This window comes from Virgibacillus dokdonensis, from assembly GCF_900166595.1.
GTDB classification, from domain to species: Bacteria; Bacillota; Bacilli; order Bacillales; family Amphibacillaceae; genus Virgibacillus; species Virgibacillus dokdonensis.
The window spans coordinates 1637915-1656229 of sequence record NZ_LT745763.1 but is presented as its reverse complement, the minus strand read 5'-3'; the positions used below and the strand labels follow the sequence as shown (position 1 = coordinate 1656229).

Genomic DNA, 18315 nt, shown 5'->3' with positions numbered 1-18315 from the left:
CGAGTTCACTCCCTTTTACACAAACATCTCATGTAGATATGCTTGTTTTAACGCTTGTAACTTTTCTAATTTACGGTGGTGATTCGTGATCATGGTGTCAATACTTTTGAAGAATGCTCCTATTTTTTTTTGTTCTTCTAGGTTTGGCACAACAATTATTTGTCCCTTTACTATTTCAGAATTAAGATTAATCTGACTCCCAGGTTGTCCATATTTATTCCACATTGGTCGAAACATCTCTAACCATTGAAACATAAACTCACGGTCAAATTTTGGATTCATAAAAATTAAGAATCCATCATGTACTCCTGTTTTCACATAATTAACAACTGGCTTTCCTACGGTTGCTGCAATACTCAATAACAAATGTGGTTCATTTAAAACACGAGTTTTTTCTTGACCTAATTTTGATAAGCGTTGTTCCAAATAATTAATTCGACCGTTTTGTTCAGTTACGTCAGAAATTCGTAACCACCCAATATTAGATTTCTTATCAAACCATTTTGGTTCTTGAATTGGTCTTGGGGATGCTCCCCTAACAATCTCTGCCAAATTTCCCAACTTCCACTTTTCCCATTCATCAGTAAATCCTGCAAATCTTCTTTTTGGCAATCGCTCGCCTTCAGCAGGAAACATTTCAGCAAGATAGGCAGATTTTAACGCTTTTGTTTTTTCTAACTTACGTTGTTGGATAGTGATCATATCATCAAGTTTTTTGAAGAAATCACCTATTTTTTGCTGTTCTTTTCTCTCAGGTACATTGAAATTATAAACATTTAGTTCTTCACGATTTACTTTAGGCATTCCTGTTCTAGATGATACAGATACAGTGTATTTATAAAAATCATTAGTTTGTATGATATAGTAAAGAAATTGTTGTTCAATTCCATTTTTTCCGTTTAAAATGTATGCATCGGCACTAGCCAGCCCTTCTGATTTTGCCATTGTGTATTTGGCTAATTGCGGATTTATTTTCCCATAAATTATGTCATTTTTAAAAAAATGAAACTTACCGCTAATTAAATTACTGTCTTTCACCTTTATAATATTATTTAACAATCTTCCCGTAAAAGATTCTATATTTCCTGGACCTATATGATATAAATCAGCGTAGTCACTCTTCCTAGGATTTACCATATTTGTGGATATTTCTACTGCATCTCTCCAATTTATTGTTTTCCACTCATCTACAAACCCATTAAATCTTCTTTTGGGCACTCGTTTTTTTTGCTCCATCACTCATTCACCATCAATTCATGCATCATTGCTTCAAGTTGTTTTTCTAATTGTTCACTTTTTTCTTCTATTGTAGATAACGTCTCAGAATAACGTTCCTGCAACATTTCAAGTATATGTAGCTCCTCTTTTAAAGGATTTTCAATTAGAATCACCATTTTATCCACAACATTCCCAAACCATTTTTCATACATTAACATATCAATTTCAGCATTTGTTAATGTTAAGATACGTTCTTCTGTTGCTTCTTTTAATTCTTTTTCTAATTTCTTCACTTTTGTATTTAACGTTGCTTTTTCGTTTAACAATGACTCTACATTTTTTAATAATGCATACTCTGTTGTATCCTTTTTTACTTTTTTTATTTCCGCTCTAACAGCTCCAACAAGAAATGCATCTTCTTTTTCATTTAACGTTTCCCCTAATGCTAGTTCTTCTTCACTATCTTCTACTTTGGTAGCTTCTACTAAGTCAGCTAATTCTGTTTCAATTTCTTGTAATCTCATTTTCTTAGCTTCAATTGCTGCTAACTCATCCCTATATAAATGCTTTGTAATTAAGGCATTAGGCACAATGCTTCCCATCCAACCATCTTGCTCTAGACGTTTTTTCTTTCCTGTTCCTTTTGTTACCATACGCGGGACACGTGTACGACCTGATGTATAAAAACCATTAGATGCAATAATTTCAGTATCATCTGTCAATGTGTGTTGCCAAATTTCCGCAATAATCTGATACCCATCATAGATATTAACATGATTAAATTCGGATAGAATGTTTTTAATTTCGATAAGCATTTCATTTTTCAAATCTGTTATTTGATTTACATTATCTATATTTTTAAGTAGTTCCCAATACTTATTCATGTAAGCTGTTATTTTAACTTCCATTTCATTTGATTTCTCTATGACATAAGGATCTTTTAATATATTCTCCGTCATCTCATCGATCGAACTTGATAAGACGAAATAGCCATTACGAATTTCTTTCAAAGATTGTTCCAAAATGTTAGGAACTGTTGATGTTAAAACGTTTAATTCTGCTATATTTGAACGTGGTATGCCACCAAATAAATGCGCATCAACATCTTGAGGGACATCGTCTGCAATTGATTCAATATAACGTGGAATGTTTAAGTTATATTCATTTTTTATGATTTCTTCTCTTGTTGCTAAATGGCTATAACCTTTTTCTTCTCTACGCTCTGTATACGTATCGGCAATTTTTGCAATATCTTTTTCTTGTAAGACGTTCTGCTTTCCTAGTTTCATAAAATCTTTTGACGCATCAATAATTAACACTGGATCACCGATGTTTCGATTCTTTTTTAAGATGATTACAGTAACTGGAATGCCTGTATTTGTAAACAATTTATCTGGTAATCCGATAATTGTATCAATATAATTTTTATCTACTAAACGTTTACGAATTTCACCTTCTGTTCCACCTCTGAATAATACGCCATGAGGTAAAACAATTGCCATCGTACCATGCTGTCCTAGATGAAATAGTCCATGTAAAAGGAATGCATAGTCTCCTTTCGAATCTGGAGGTAACACTCCAGCAATTTCAAATCGTGGATCACTTACTTTTAAGTCTGATTTATTCCAGTTTTTTGCGGAATAAGGTGGATTCATCACAACCGCATCAAACTGCACACCTTCATTTGGTCGCTGTGGGTCTTCAGGCCAATCTTCTGCTAACGTATCGCCATTTCGAATGGTCATTCTATCAGGACGCACACCATGTAGTAATAAGTTCATTCGGGTTAAGTTATATGTTGCAGTATTTTTTTCTTGACCGTAATAAATTAAACTTTTCTGTGCATCTTCATTCAATTGTTTCCTAACAGTTAATAATAGGGAACCCGACCCAACAGTAGGATCATAAATGGACTCAATCCCTGATGTTTTAGCTACAATTTGCGCCATTACTTCGCTTACTTGGTGGGGCGTGTAGAATTCCCCCGCTTTTTTTCCTGACTCCATTGCAAATTGTCCAATGAGATATTCATACGCATCACCTAAGACATCTCCTTTTTGTAAGGCAACCATATTTAAGTCAGCAAAAAGCAAAATAAGCGATTTTATATTTTTGCTACGTTCATTCAAATTACTACCCAAAGCAGTGTCTGTAAAGTCAATTGTCGAATTTGAAAATATCCCTTTAAAGTCATCCGCATCACCAGTCACAGCTACCGTTCGTTCAAAGCTATTTAAACTATCCGTTACTTTTTGAACTTCAAATTCTCCTGCCTGTATATCTTCTATCCAAGTTTGATATAAATTATCAGGTAATACGTAATAACCAAGTACATCTCGAATCATCGTTATCAATTGTTCACCGTATTGTTCATACGCTTCGTGATAGGCTTGTACGATTTCTTTCTCGTCACTTTGCTTCATACCGCTGCTCTTTTTAAATGTGTCTAATGTTTTATCACTTAAAAACTTATAAAACATTAAGCCTAACATATAATCTTTGTATCGGCTGGCATCCATAGAACCTCTTAATTCATTGGCACCATCCCAAAGCCTTTTCTTTATTTCCTCTGATGTAATCATTGATGCATTCTCCTTTTTGCATGTTAACTAGTATGATTTTGACCTTTCTATAAAAGCAATGATTCTTCCTACAGCATTATTAGTTTGGACAAATTCTCAGCAGCTCTTCACCTAAAGATGCTTTGTTCACTTTAAATTGTGCCCATTTATCAATGTCGGATTTAGGATTAGCGCTAAAACGATAGGATTTACCTTCAGATATAGGATACGCTAATTCTTCAAATTTCTCTGATGGTATTAACCATACTTTAGCCACTTCTAAATCATCAGGAGTAAAATACATAAAAATAATGTAAAATGACGGATGACTCTTGAAAGTGTGTAATCCTACATTCTGAACAAAGTGCTTGTTTTTATTTAATATGAATCGGCTCTTCACTTGCACATAAACAGGTCTAAACGCACGTTTCAAATTTACAATGATATCAATTCCGTCATCATCCGAATCTGGGGTATAGCATGTTAATTGTCCTTGTGGGCCTCTGCAACTCTACTTTCTGTTATATATCCTTTTTGCTTAGATGAAATTTTATCTTCTAAGTTTAATACTTTCACATACTTTCCCCCCAATAATAGAAATATTATAGATTAGTATTTTATATTTTTACTTTTTTTAAAACATAAGGGCTGTGAATATCCAGCAACCCAACGTATCATTTTCTCTTTGGTTTGAAAATTATATAGAAGATGAAAGTGAAATAGTTGTTTTACATTTTTGACGAAGGCGTACTTGAAATAAAATCGAACACATGCCTCAGGTTTCCTTCTATTACATTTCACTCGGAAGCATCTTGTTTTCTACATGTTTTTTGCTGTGTTGCTCGAATGAAGCTATATACTTACGAGAAATTATTGTGAAGCATCGTCATTAGAAAAAAAATGCAATTTATTAAACTGAAGTATCACCTTTGCTTTTCGTTGATTTTATTAATTCTATTAGCACAAGCAAAGAAATAATCCCCATAAATGTGGCGTCCACATAATCGTCAGCATTAACATTTAAAAAGGTTACAATAACAGATAGAATAAGCGATATAGTAAGTGCTATTCGATCCATCATAACACCTCTTTTATTCATAAAACTGTTCTCATATAAACTAGTTTTATCATAACATATTATTCCACTTCAAGGTTTATACATACTTAAAAAATCACCGCTTAACTTTCTTTTCTGTTCCCTTCCCTGTTCTTAAACAGTTGTTTCGAATTAAGTTGGCCTAAAGATACATAGTTATCAGGATGAGGAAATGAATCTAGTTCTATTCTTTGATCTATATTTTTTTATAGCGACCAGTTTTAATTTTGTTTTAGCCAGTATACAGCAGTTTTATCCCTCCTTATTTTTATACAAAGAAAAAGCGCTCCATCTCACACATGGAGCGCTTCCTACAACGTATATGAACATTTGTTTGATACTAATAACGTAATACGGATTATAGCTAAAATCGTACAAAAAAAGTACACGAAAAGTATTTATCCAAAAAGTTTTCATTTTGTGTCAAAATCAGGTATAATTATAGATAGAAAGACATACAATAAAAAAGACCGTCTGGTGCTGTGACACCAAACGGTATAGTGTATAGCCCTTCAAGGGTGCAGCTCACAATGTAAAAAGGATAAAATAACCACTTCCACATGCTTGCTAAGGCGCTATGGGTGGTTATTTTTTTTGATGAAACGATAGCACCGCAACAATAAGTGAAGAAAGAGCGACGGAAAACATTAACGTTTCAAATACTGTCATAAACTCACCCCCTTTCTTATTAAAGGGGTGAGCCACCAACCATGAAAGCCTTATACACTTAGGGATATTATAACATTGTAGCTATGGAAATCTACTATATATTTGATTAATCAAATATAACTTATAGAAAAGTGCATATCATGATAAAAGGAGAGCTAGTTTGAAACTCTCCTTTTATCTATTAAACTTTTTTCTTCTCAGTAGAAAGAATGAACTGATACCGATTAGTAGTATGGTTGATACTTTCTCTTGTCGAGCCCTGTAGAGAAGAAATTAATTTAATCTAACTGTTCCGTTTTTTAAGAACATCTTTTCAGCCATTGCCGTGGTTTCTTGGTTTCCGAAATAGGCGTTAATATGGATGTGTTTCCTACAGTTAAGCTTTTATGTTCCTGAGCAGGACTAACACCTACGAATATGAACGTGCTGGCAAGAAAAAACTAGTACGGGTTTCAAAAACTGGTGTTTATATCAAGCCCTTTTGGTACAGTGTGCAAACTGCTATAGCCAAAAGTGAAAAATATCCTAAAATCCGAAACCGCTTGCACGAATGTTGTTAACTGCAATTTATCACTTTTTAAAGAAAAAAGAACCTTATAATCCAGAGTTATATCAAAAATCATTAGAGACTATCACTCAAATCAGAAATAAAAAAATTGGTAACAAAGTCGGTATGCAACAACCAACTTATACCTTGCAAAAGAAGTATACCTATTATAGTCCTAATGAAACGAACCAAATTGTCTTTATAAAATTTAAAATCAGTTCAAACCACCCATTGGAAATATTAAGAAATTAAGAAACAGTTTGCTTCTTACATTGTCTAGTTCAAGCTAGATTTAAAGTGCATTCTTAGAATTTATGGATTGCTCAATCAAAATTCATGACCAAACAATGCTCTTCCAATGCCTTTTTCTTCATTTGATAATATTTGGCTCGTGAGATATTCAATTTTGGATAAATAACCTCATCTTCATATGTATGTCTATTTCCCCATCTTTGTAAATAATTCAATTAAATTAAATTGCTGTAATTTATCGGTAGGTTGTATTCTTCCTTAAGAGGGGATTAAAATCATTTTGATGAAACTTTCTGTTGTGATTTGGCTTAGTTGTGGGATGTTAAAGCGCTCTGAATTTTTATTTTGCTTTCTATGAATTGAACACTCCCACTAAAACTTCAGTAACAAAACGGTTTTTTGTCTTTACCTTTAAATCGGCGAGTTTGAATTCGACCACCTATTCCAATCATGATGCATTTATTCATGTAAGTCGCTAGGTTTTCAGCAGTTTTTTAATTTCACAGGAATCAGGCATAGATATAAGATTTGCAAGCAGGCCAAATAAATTCCAAGCTCAATTTATCCCTGTCCTGTAGCATAATTTATAGCCTTTACAACTATATCTTTTAATGTTTCCTCCACCCATTCGTTACACCTCACACACTCTTTTATAACACTTGTCTAAAGTGGAATAGCATCCATGAATTTTCCTAGGACGTAAGTTCGTACAAATTGAACTTTGTATACGTAATACATGCTTCACCACATTGAAGGCTTTCTCCAACCTGTAAACGTTTCATCTTTTGGTAAAGTGGGGCAGTATACACTCCTAGGTATTCTTATTAATGCACATGTTGCATTTTCAAACACCGCCTCGTTAAATATTTGCTTTATTCGTATAATTTTTGATTTATAATGAACAGTGAAGTAGATATGTACTTGTCCATCTGAAAAAAAGGAGGCTTATTCAAGCCTGCTTAAATAAGTGCTCTTTGCTTTATCTGGATTGAAATAGGGTTCAAATGCTTTTCGGAAACATTCTTCCATTGGCATGTCGCCAAACGTTTCCTTTCCAAGCTTTAAATGACTTTTTCTCTTTGGACGCTTCTTTTCATTTTGCTTCGTCATGAAATCCCCCCCTCTTCTTAACATATGCAAAATGAATAGATGGACTGCCCTATCATTTTTAGTTACTTGCTTTTCTGCATTAAAAACTCCGTTTGGGGTAATCTCATAAATGCACATATTTTAATACAATTTTTGAATATTTGATCTTGCTTTTTTCCTTTAAGCACACGGTAAATTCGGTTCGACAACAGAACCTAAATACTTAAAACAAAATTTGGGTATTAGGTAAATAGATAGCTTTTGATCAAGGAAACGAATCGTTTGCTTTTTTTCAAAAAAATTTTCATCAATTGATAAACCATAATACGCAGCGATGTTTTTCGCTAAATGTAAAGAAGGGGTTCTATCTCCTCTTCAATAGAGACAAGCATTTATGGTGTAATACCATTTAGATACTTTTTGACGAGATTTGTCTCCTCTACAATCCATTATTTTTGATGTATACTAGCTTCAACCTCCAACAACAGAAACATCTTGCGTCCTTTATAGACTAGAAACACTTTATTTCCTATAATGATAATTAAAGGTGAAAAAACGTTAAAAAAACGACTTGTTTATTTAAGAAAACAAAAAAATATAATCCAATATTAAACTGCTTCTAGAGGTAAATTAGCGAATTATGAACAAGGGACTTGACGACCTGATACGATACACTAAAACAATTTAGCTGATTTCTACGATGTATCTGTAGACTACTTACTAGGTAGGACAGACAAAAGAAATGATAATCGGAATGAACTAACCGAAAAAGACGGGAGATATATTGCTAAAAAAATGGAAAAGACTAAAGAGGATTTGCAAAACGCTGATGGATTAAATTTTTCTGGGGAACCAATTAGCAAGGAAGCTGTTGAATCCTTGTTAGAAGCTATGGAATATGCTGTTTGTCAAACACAGAAAATTAATAAGAATTATATTCCTAAAAACATAGAAACGGTATTTGAGGTTTTGTAACTAGCTAGTTTTAAACCCCTTATAACCAAAGTCACGAGAGGTTCAATAAAACATATCTGTCACCTTCATAGTATTATTTTGATTGGGTTATACTTTCATTTGCTAACTCTAAAGCTTTTTTAATAAATTGATCGTGAGAAATTTCTCCATTTAAGCTTTCTCTGACTAAATTAGTCTGTTCTTCACTTACCTTTAAGTTCTCCATTTCAAGAGTTTTCTTTGCATATAGCATGCCTTTTTTTATGCTGCTTTCCTTCATCCAAAAACCCCTCTCAAAGATTTCAAAAGTCTATTGAACAAGACGTATATAGCTATTAAATCCCACTTATAGCGTGTGGGGATTTAATATTCTTATTTTATAAAACAAGCTTCTTTTCTATAATTTCATGTTATCACAATAAGAACGTTTTCTATTTCTTTATTACATACCTGCTATTTTCAAGATTGTAAACTTCACCAATATTTCCTGCAATAGTTTTATAATATTCTTTTTTTGAAAGACGTTTATAATCCCCTACCATGTAAAATTCTTCTTTTGCTCTTGTCACAGCCACGTTAATTAGATTAGGCTTAGAGCATGACCAATCGGCAGCGCTATCGCTTTTTTCATCTGTTCCAGCTACAAAATAAACAATATCTGCCTCCCTGCCCTGAAATGTATGAACGGTTCCTATTGATTTAATAATCCAGCTACTTATATCTCGAATTGGAATACCTTCTTGCTTTAAGCGTGCTCTTACAATGTTCTTAATACCGTCTTTAACAGCGGTAAAAGGAGTGATTACATATATATCTGGTGGCTCTATACCATTTTTCCATTGTGAGGAGATCTTTTCCGCAACAAAGTATGCTTGTTCTTTTACAAATTGGCGATTAATTGCACTACCTATACAATGAAACCATGCGCTTTCTCCAAGCTTTTCCTTTTTAGCTAAGACCATTTTATTATCATAAGCAATTTCATTAGAAATGGTAAACATTGGACTTGAACACCTTCTATGAACCCATAAAGGAATTCCAATCCACTGTCCATACTTATTATATACTCCAAATCTATTTGCATTATCAGCAATAGATTGTACAGAGGATCCTTTATCAATATAAATAGAATCCACATTATAGTATTTTTTAATGTCTCCTAGAATTGTTTGATCAATAGTTACGACTGGTTCTATTTGAAGTGGATCTCCAACTACAATAGCATTTTTGGAACGCCATAATGCTCCTGCTGCTTGCTGTGGACTAGCTTGCCCAGCTTCATCAATAAACAAATAATCAATAAAATCTTTGCTTACCCCTTTATACATCAAACTAAAACTTGCAAAAGTAGTACTTATTAATGGAGTTATCAAATGAACAGCTTGCCAAGCATATTCCAAGTATCGTCTATGTTCACTCTGGTTTAAATCTAACTGATTTCGGTAATTTAATAAACGAAGGTTAGATCTTACCGCTTTGTAGTTGAATATTAATATCAACTTATGAATCTTCATTGCTTTTAAAAATAACAATCCTCTTTCATGGTTTAATTCATCTGTGATCCAAATTGCTTTTTCTTGCCTATAATCGTATGCAGAACTACTCCAATATTTCTCATCAGGTAGCACTAAATTTTGATCTTCATATTTTTCCATTACACGATCATAGTAATCTATTTTATTTTTTTCTTCCTTCATAACTTCTTGTGTTGCATACTTTTTTAAGTTCAATTGATGTAAAGTATCTGCTTCTGTCTCAATTTTTGCATTAATTTCTACTAATTCAGCTTCTAATTGTAATATTTGTTCATTCTTTTTACAAAGCACTTTTCTAATTACTCTCTTTAAAAGCCCTTCTCTTGAAGCTGTTTCAAATTCTTCTTCTAATAATGTTTTTCTCTCTTGGTAATGTTCTAGTGTCTCTTCTACTCTTTTCTTCTCTTCTTCAATAAATATTAAAGTTGTCTCCAATCTATCTAATGCTCTTGGTAACTTATCAATATCTTTAAGCTGCTCACATAGGAATTGTAGTTCTTAGTTTATATTGTTGAAAGCAACCCAAATAATAGCGAAAATGTAGTTTTTCTTTACTAGACTCTTTTAATTTCACCTGCTCCCACGGCTTTTCTGATAAACTAATTTGTATCACCTCTCCAATACCCTTTACCTCGCTTGGAGACAGAGATTCAACTAGTTTCCAAGCCTCTAAAACAGATTTCACATCTTCTTTCCGCATTGTTTCACTCCTAAATATTCTTCCTTACCAATTGAAGATTAGTTTACTTCATAACTTAAATGCAATATCGTGGTCAAAAGTACTATGAGCTTTAAATAAAAGTGAATCCGAATTTATAACATTTTAATTTTCAATTTATTCGCATAACACATTAAGTCTTTCTTCATAACTATTATAATTAAACAGAAAATGAATAAATACATTCATTAATAAATAAAATCAATCAAATATTCATGCCTTATTAACGAATGTCAACAAATAAAGAAAAGACAAATTTCTACTGAATATATGATTTCTAACTCGGCTTTACCTAACCTGACGACACAATTTATACTTTTTCATTTTCACACTATTTACAAATGCATTCCTATCCACTTCCAATAGGTGAAGTAGAAAGCCATAGCTGTCAACAAGTATATGGGCAGAAGTATGCACTGATTTTATATAGCTTAATAGAATTAAAAGATACTTCTACGTCTTCATAATAAATTAATAAAGCTTTAGAACTTACAGGGAACGTTAAACAGAAATTCATTCCTATTAAACTTAAGAAAACAACTGTTTCCGGATTCATTTTGCTAATTAATATCAGACTCGGAATAAAAACAATCGCTCGAGTTGTATGTGACGTTATATATAGATAGCTAGTTGTCGTCAAAAACAGGATAAAAACACAATTAACCAATCAGGCACATTTACAAACAAATATTATAAAATCAAGCCAATCTTATATTTTAGATGGCTTGATTTTTTACTTGTTTTTCAGTTAATTTTTATTAGTTATCTTTTATATAAAGAACATTGACTCTTCGCTATTTAGTATTGAAGAAGCTATTAATGATAGAATCATAGTCGGTTTAACAGGATGTGTCAATAAGTTTTTTGTAAATCGAGATTAGAGGGTCTCATCTATCTATTATACTTTTCTTCAACTCCTGCATAGTGTATATTTCATCACAAATTTTAGTTAAAATATCCATTTCATGACTAATAACAATTAACCCCAGCTTTCTCTTTTGGCAAATATTTAATAGAGCTCTCCAAATCTGCACTTGCGTTATACTATCAAACATCGTTGTGATTTCATCTGCAATAATATATTTAGTTTTTAAGTGTAGCGCTCGTACAATCGAAAATCGTTGAAGCTCACCACCTGATAGCTCTATCGGCCAACGCGATAACCACTCTTCCTTTATACCAAATTGCTCTAACAGCTCCATTGATGGGATATAACTTTCAGCTAAAATATCTTTCATTTTCCAATATGGGTTCACAGATTTTTCCGAATGTTGCAATATAAGCTGTACTGGATTAAAATCTTTTTTGTCTACTATATCTTGGTTAATCAAAATTCTTCCTTTTTGATAAGGTAAATGGCCTGCAAGCACTTTAGCTAACGTTGTTTTACCGCAGCCACTCATCCCAGAGATACCTACAACTTTTCCTGGTTTAACAGTTAAATATACACCCTCAAAAAGCCAGCTTTGGTTATCATATGAAAATCCAATATTTTCACATTGTAACATTATCTAAGCCCTCCGCATGCAAAAAATCATTAGTAGGCAATGCTCGCCACAACGCCTTCGCATAGGATGTTTTTAACTGCTCCCCTCTTCCTTCAAACTTATTAGCAGATGCTGTTTCAAGCGCAGTACCATCCTTCATTATAGTTACTCGATCACTAATAGATAGCGCAGATAGAATATCATGTGTAATGAGTAGTACTGCCATACCGTTATCAGCAAATACACGTAGTTGCTTTAGCACCTTATCTAAAGCTTCAACATGGATACCAGGTGTAGGTTCGTCTGCGATTACTAACTTTACGCTATCTCTAACACTAGTTGCAAACAGCACACGGCGGAGCATACCCCCTGATAGTTGAAAAGGGTATAAATCACCGTCTTGCTTTTGTAAATCATATGCCTCAAACAACGATTCTTGAATTTTTTTCTTACCCTTCTTAGGCAAACCAATTTGCACCTGTTTCTTCACTTTCATTAAGGGATCTAAATAGTTAATAGATTGTGGAATGAAAGCTATTTTTTCACCTTGCAACTGTTTAATCTTTTTTGGCATAAGTGGTTGACCATCATAATAGATCTCTCCAGACATCTTAGCATTTGAGGGTAAGATCCCCATAATAGCATGTGCTAACAAACTTTTTCCTGAACCACTAGCACCCACTACAGCTAAAATCTCACCTCTATAAATCTCTATATTCAATGAGCGGACTGGTGTAATCTGCTCAATAGTTAGTTTAGGTGTATATCGCGAAAATGAAATATGTAAATCACGTATTGATAAAAATGGTTCGTTCATACTAAGTATCATTCCTTTCACTGTACTTAAGGCACAAAAATTAATGAAAGTAATTCTTCCTCCCCCGAAAAAGTTGCTATAATATAACTGATAGGCAGCTACACTACTGAGCACAGGGAGTTGAGTGGTACAGTTTTTTACTTCGCGCCCGTATACTAGCCATTTTCCATTTTTAGGTGCAAATAAGTATGGCAATGAGCACGTAAATTAATCCTTTTATAAACAATTCCAGTTTATTACGTGGCCAACAGTCAATGTCTTGTCTTTATTATTCACTATTAAATTAGGTGAGAATTTGTTTATGCTAAAGATTGTTTATCAAATTTGCTATGGAATTAATGACCAAAAAAATTTGTTGTCATAACGGTAGGTACTACATAACCAAAGGATGGTTAATGAGTACCAAAGACGTTTACAGGAGATTCACTTCATCTTCGAAATTCGTTAAAATCTCTATCTTGCGCCCATGTCTATATAAAATCTACAGAAAAAAGCTGACACCCTGTGTTTAATTTATTGGAAAACGATTGTGATATTGTCGTCGCTAACGTAAAATACGTTAATGGTATCCGTAGTAAGAAAAACGATATAAAAGATTCCATTTGGCTTTGTAATTTGCACAAGCACAGTTTAATTCAAGTTAGTATTACACCGTCTTTAGAGATTCATCAAATTCGTGAGTGATTTGGTATCAATTTAAATTAATCAATTTAAAATTAAGCGAGAAAAAGAACTCGCTTATCGTTACCAACTTCCAGCCTCTTGTACAGGCTTGTTTGTCTATGCGCTTTTTTATTTATAAAGATGTTTACATTCTTTCAAACTACACCTTTCTATAACTTGGTTGTTGGAGGCATCCATATAAGTTTTAAGGATTCACCAATATTATCAAAGCTTTTTACCAGCAATATAAGCAGTACGCCTGGAAATACAGCTAACCACCAGTCGCCTAATGAAATATGCTTAACAGCTTCTGACAAAATTAAACCTATAGATGGTACCTGTGCAGATAATCCAAAACCTAAAAATGTCATGGATGCTTCATGTATAATCGCATGTGGGAAAAGCAATAAAAAACCTATCATGATTTGTGGGAAAATAACTGGCAAAATATGCTTATGTAAAATATAAAAGCGTGTCTTACCTATATTTTTGGATATTTTAATATAATCAGCACTTTTAATTGCATCTACTTCATTTCGTATAACACGGGCTAAAGTAGGCCAATGAGTTAAACCTACAGCTACAATTACGCCTAAGGCTCCCTTACCAACAGCAAACGAAATTAATATCATAAAAATTAAATGTGGCATACCGATAAATAAATCAATTAACCACGAAATAAAACTATCTACCTTTTTTCCGAACATCGCAGCTGAAACACCAAGTCCAATTGCAAGCACTACACCCACCAATGAGCCAATAACACCCACTAACATGGAAAAGCTAAGCCCTTCAATCGTTCTAATAAACATATCTCTTCCTAGCCAATCCGTACCAAATATATGGTGTAGACTCGGAGGCTGACTTTTTTGTGTGGCATCTGTCAGCAAGTTGGTACCATCCAATAGCATACTCAAAAAAAGAATACATACAATCATACCACTAGAAAAGGCTACGCTAATAATCAGCTTTTGTTTTAAATTTGTTGCCGCCTCCATTTATATCCCTCCTCTTTTTAATTGCGGATTAATTGCTGCATTAATAATATCTGCAATCAAGTTACCGAAGAACACAAATAATGCACCAACAATGACAATACCTAATAATAATGGCGTATCACTTTTTAACCCTGCTTCTGTTAAAGCTGATCCTAAACCAGGATATGAAAATACCTGCTCTGCAAGCACCGAGCCTCCGAATAACTCACCAAAAGAAGCAAATTGAATCGTAATAGCTGGCACTATGGCATTACGAAATGCATGATTTTTTAGAATTTGCCACTTACTTTCTCCTCTAGCATGCGCAAATAGTACATACTCACTGTTTAATGCGAGTATCATTTTTTCTCTTGTGTGTAAAGCAACATTAGCGATACCTAAAATACTCAGTGTTAATACAGGCAATATCAAATGATGTATTTTTTCAATAAGCGAAACATCTTCAGCGACGACACCTATAGGTGCTGATATACCTATGGGGAACCAACCTAACCCTACAGAAAACACTAATAAGATAATTAACCCTAACCAAAATGTAGGAACAGAAACTTGTAAGTACGATAACCACCGAATCATTTTATCTATTAATCTACCACGATATAGTGCTGCAATAGTACCTAAAATAATGCCTAGCACACCCGAAAGAAACCAAGATATCAACATCAATGCAGCTGAAGCTCTCGCTTTATCTTTAATAATTGTACTAACGGGTGCATGATGAATTAAAGAATTTCCCATATCACCTGAAAGTAGGCGTTCCAACCACATAAAATATTGAATCGTCACAGGCTTATCCAAACCAAGATGCTGTTCAATTGCTGCATACTGCTCCGGAGTTATTGAAGTGTCATAATCAACACTTGCCATAACAGGATCTACTGGGGAGTTTTTCATTAAAATAAAGGTCAGTATTGATAGCCCTATAAGTAACGAAATGCCTCTTAAAACAACTTGCACTACTTGCTTTATTCTAGGATTCACAATAAACTACTCCTTAAACTTTTAAGTAAGGGATGTATATACATCCCCTACCATTACTATTTAGCGTCTTCATCCCAAGTCCACTCAGCAATATTATGCAATAATGCCCAGTCATGACCATGACTATGAATCGGTTGTTTACCAACATTAATACGCTTATCACCTAAATACGTATGATTAATACGAACTAACCATGCATTTGGTAAATCGCCTAATACACTTGCACCTTCTTTGCCATCCCATTGTGCTAGCTTCCAATATTTATTAGCTTCTTCTAAGTCCGTTGAACTGATTGCTTTATCCATATAATCTAATACAACAGGATTATGATAAAAAGTAATATTTGTCCATCCGTGACCTGCTAACTTTAAATCATGTGACGTATAAAATTGGTTAGGGTGATGACGTCCTCCAGCATATAATAAAGAGTCACTATGTGATTTAGTCACCATTTCATCCCAATTACTCCCTATTAAATTAATTGTAATACCTAATGCTTTAGCCTGTTCTGCTGCAACAATAGCTACATTAGTCCGTAATTTGTCATTTGTAGGATAATACAAATCAAATTGCGCTTTGGTATCTCCTTTTACGCGAGTTCCATCTTTATTTAGCTTCCAACCTGCTTTCTCTAATAGCTCACTTGCTTCTTCGACTCGATTGTCTTCAATTGCAGTTTCTTCATGCCACCATGGCATACCATCAACAATCGAATAAGCTGGTGCTCCATGACCATTTAAGACCGTGTCCACAATTTCTTGTCGATTCAATCCAATATTCAACGCTTTGCGAATAGCAGCATCACTCGTTACTTCATTACCAACAGGATAACCATCAGCAGACTCAACTTCTCCTGGCTTCACATACGGCAGAGACAAGCCTCGCACGTCATTAGACTCATACTCAAAAAGTTTCCACCCAGGAATTTTAGTATCAGCAAATTCTGGAAGTGCATAAATCATATCCACTTCACCTGATTTTGCAGCAGCTAAAGCAGTGTTTTCATCTAATGTGACCCACGTCCATTTTTTAAAGTATGGTTCCTTGCCATGCCAATGTGGGTTCACTTCAAATATAGCTTGCTCATCTTTATCATACTGAGTAACCATATATGGCCCCGAACCAATTGGATTTTGAGAATAGTTTTCGTCATAATGTTTTCTAGGCAATATAGGAACTTCTGTTAATTGCGCCCAAAAAGTTGAACGTGGCTCACTTAAGTAAAATATAACTTTATTCTTATCAGGGATTTCAATCTTATCGACAAATGATAAATCCCAATGCTTACCGTCTTCTATTAACGTTTCGTATGAAAACTTCACATCTTCTGCTGTCACAGGATCGCCATTAGAAAACTTAAAATTATTATGTAAGTCAAACGTCCATTGCTTACCATCTTCAGAAATCGTGTAATCCTTGGCAAAATCTCCTTCTACTTCTAAATCTGGTGTTTTCTTTAACAATGTACTATGAATAATACGAGCCTCGTTATACATTCCCCAGCGTTTCTTAGGGTCGAATTCGTGAGGGATACGCTCTCCCATTGATACTACTAACTCTCTCTTATCCTTTTCCGTTTGATTCTTAGCAACATTATCACTACTACAAGCTGCTAAGACTAATGTAATAAGCAACGCAAACAACATTAACCATAGCTTTTGATTATCATATCGCATGACAATTCGACTCTCCTAAACTGTATTTTGATATATTATTTCCCTTAAATTAAAAAGTTCACCTCATCATTCACTATAATTGATAATGATTATCATAATCAATTATAGTGAAGTTTAGTCAAAAAAGCAAATCAGCAAAGAAGCAATTGTTTTAAGTATTTTCGGTTTTTTTAAAACTTTATATATAATAGTTTCGTTCGAACTTTAATAGCGATTTAACGATGATATCTTATATTTCATTTATATATTAGTAGCGTTGTATTAACTTTACAGTTAAAAGTCAAGCAAACTATTTTAATTTTATATTCGTAATATTAGCTGTTTTTTCTTATATAATCTTTTTAGGAACAGAAGTAGCACAGCAGACTATTTAATATAACTTTGAAATAAAAAAATAGAGTAGGAAATACGGTAGAAGAAATGGAAGCAAAGCGGTAAAATATCTTTAAATAGTGCGGTATCAAAAATTAAAGTCTATCCATTAAAAAGCGTCAAACATCCGGCGCCTATAGGCGGAGAGTATTTAACGCCTACTTTGGTAAAACATTTAGCAATAAAACAGGGAATCACATTTTCAATTGGTATGCATAGCATTTGAAATATGGTTTCGGACAGTTTTTTCTGATATGAATAATTCCTGGGCAATTTCTTTTGTGGTTTTATCCTGAACTAATAGTTCAAATACTTCTTTTTCCCGTTTAGTTAATAATTGCTTCGGTTTATACTCGTTGTCCTTCAAATGGTAACCCCTCCTTGCTGTCAATAGAGCTGCAAAATGAAGGGAAATTATTTAGTCAATAATAGCTTATGTAAAAGCAATTAAACGGTGCGTACATTTATGAGGGGTCACAGAAATCTTGTGAACTAATCCCTTTACTTACCACCTTGTAGATTGCTTGAAGTGGAGGTTTCTTAAGTAATCGCCACTTTTAGTAACTGACGAAAAGGAAAAGACAAATGAAAAGCATCTAGGCTACCATTCACATGCTGGAAGAAGAACACTACTTCCCGAAACAAATTTAACTGTATATTTAGAAAATGAGGGGTTTTTTAT

16 protein-coding genes and 1 pseudogene are annotated in these 18315 nt (G+C 33.6%); 3 read left to right on the top strand and 14 right to left on the bottom strand.

Translation table 11 applies throughout. The features are described from left to right. Positions 1–15: 15 nt before the first annotated feature. The 4 genes from B2C77_RS09200 to B2C77_RS21400 all read right to left on the bottom strand — a co-directional run bounded on the left by B2C77_RS09200 (position 16) and on the right by B2C77_RS21400 (position 4878). Complete coding sequence (locus tag B2C77_RS09200) at positions 16–1236, bottom strand: restriction endonuclease subunit S (RefSeq protein ID WP_077703345.1); 1221 nt, start codon at positions 1234–1236, stop codon at positions 16–18. Next, the gene (locus B2C77_RS09195) at positions 1236–3800 is read right to left on the bottom strand and encodes a type I restriction-modification system subunit M (RefSeq protein ID WP_077703344.1); all 2565 of its coding nucleotides are present in this window, start codon (positions 3798–3800) and stop codon (positions 1236–1238) included. The genes B2C77_RS09200 and B2C77_RS09195 overlap by 1 nt, the downstream gene beginning before the upstream one ends. A gap of 79 nt (positions 3801–3879) precedes the next feature. Further along, entirely contained in the window at positions 3880–4212 is a 333-nt protein-coding gene (locus B2C77_RS21405) for a hypothetical protein (RefSeq protein ID WP_141130710.1), read from the bottom strand. A gap of 477 nt (positions 4213–4689) precedes the next feature. Then, entirely contained in the window at positions 4690–4878 is a 189-nt protein-coding gene (locus tag B2C77_RS21400; protein WP_141130709.1) for a hypothetical protein, read from the bottom strand. A gap of 1216 nt (positions 4879–6094) precedes the next feature. Here B2C77_RS21400 and B2C77_RS21865 point away from each other — a divergent pair. Continuing rightward, positions 6095–6343 (top strand): hypothetical protein, encoded by a 249-nt coding sequence (locus B2C77_RS21865; protein WP_217697383.1) that lies wholly within the window; start codon positions 6095–6097, stop codon positions 6341–6343. 945 nt (positions 6344–7288) lie between these two features. On the opposite strand, the gene B2C77_RS21625 is transcribed toward B2C77_RS21865, so the two are convergent. After that, positions 7289–7453: a hypothetical protein gene (locus B2C77_RS21625; RefSeq protein ID WP_162985790.1), complete on the bottom strand. Its 165-nt coding sequence runs from the start codon at positions 7451–7453 to the stop codon at positions 7289–7291. A 663-nt stretch (positions 7454–8116) separates the two neighbouring features. Here B2C77_RS21625 and B2C77_RS22505 point away from each other — a divergent pair. Beyond that, positions 8117–8407: pseudogene (locus tag B2C77_RS22505) on the top strand (helix-turn-helix domain-containing protein); the annotation flags it as partial. Positions 8408–8480: 73 nt separating this feature from the next. Here the strand turns inward: B2C77_RS22505 and B2C77_RS09175 are convergent. The 5 genes from B2C77_RS09175 to B2C77_RS09155 form a co-directional block, all read right to left on the bottom strand. Further along, positions 8481–8666, bottom strand: coding sequence for a hypothetical protein (locus B2C77_RS09175; protein WP_077703342.1), 186 nt, complete (start codon positions 8664–8666; stop codon positions 8481–8483). A 151-nt stretch (positions 8667–8817) separates the two neighbouring features. Beyond that, a complete protein-coding gene (locus tag B2C77_RS09170) occupies positions 8818–10356 on the bottom strand; it encodes a DEAD/DEAH box helicase (RefSeq protein WP_077703341.1) in 1539 nt (512 codons plus the stop codon). A gap of 43 nt (positions 10357–10399) precedes the next feature. Then, a complete protein-coding gene (locus tag B2C77_RS09165; protein WP_077703340.1) occupies positions 10400–10621 on the bottom strand; it encodes a hypothetical protein in 222 nt (73 codons plus the stop codon). 905 nt (positions 10622–11526) lie between these two features. Then, the gene (locus B2C77_RS09160) at positions 11527–12147 is read right to left on the bottom strand and encodes an ABC transporter ATP-binding protein (RefSeq protein ID WP_217697382.1); all 621 of its coding nucleotides are present in this window, start codon (positions 12145–12147) and stop codon (positions 11527–11529) included. Then, on the bottom strand, positions 12134–13057 hold the full coding sequence (locus B2C77_RS09155; RefSeq protein WP_217697381.1) for an ATP-binding cassette domain-containing protein: 924 nt from the start codon (positions 13055–13057) through the stop codon (positions 12134–12136). The genes B2C77_RS09160 and B2C77_RS09155 overlap by 14 nt, the downstream gene beginning before the upstream one ends. A 390-nt stretch (positions 13058–13447) precedes the next feature. Between B2C77_RS09155 and B2C77_RS21385 the strand changes: the two genes are divergently transcribed. Next, positions 13448–13627, top strand: a complete 180-nt coding sequence (locus B2C77_RS21385) for a hypothetical protein (RefSeq protein ID WP_141130707.1) — start codon at positions 13448–13450, stop codon at positions 13625–13627. Between the two features lie 149 nt (positions 13628–13776). Here the strand turns inward: B2C77_RS21385 and B2C77_RS09150 are convergent, their stop codons facing one another. The 4 genes from B2C77_RS09150 to B2C77_RS09135 form a co-directional block, all read right to left on the bottom strand. After that, the gene (locus tag B2C77_RS09150; RefSeq protein ID WP_077703337.1) at positions 13777–14604 is read right to left on the bottom strand and encodes an ABC transporter permease; all 828 of its coding nucleotides are present in this window, start codon (positions 14602–14604) and stop codon (positions 13777–13779) included. Then, positions 14605–15585, bottom strand: a complete 981-nt coding sequence (locus B2C77_RS09145) for an ABC transporter permease (protein WP_254843958.1) — start codon at positions 15583–15585, stop codon at positions 14605–14607. A 56-nt stretch (positions 15586–15641) separates the two neighbouring features. Then, on the bottom strand, positions 15642–17261 hold the full coding sequence (locus tag B2C77_RS09140) for an ABC transporter substrate-binding protein (RefSeq protein WP_077703336.1): 1620 nt from the start codon (positions 17259–17261) through the stop codon (positions 15642–15644). Between the two features lie 574 nt (positions 17262–17835). After that, positions 17836–18000 carry a helix-turn-helix domain-containing protein gene (locus tag B2C77_RS09135; protein ID WP_077703335.1) on the bottom strand — a complete coding sequence of 55 codons (165 nt, stop codon included), beginning with the start codon at positions 17998–18000 and terminating at the stop codon, positions 17836–17838. Positions 18001–18315 lie beyond the last annotated feature (315 nt).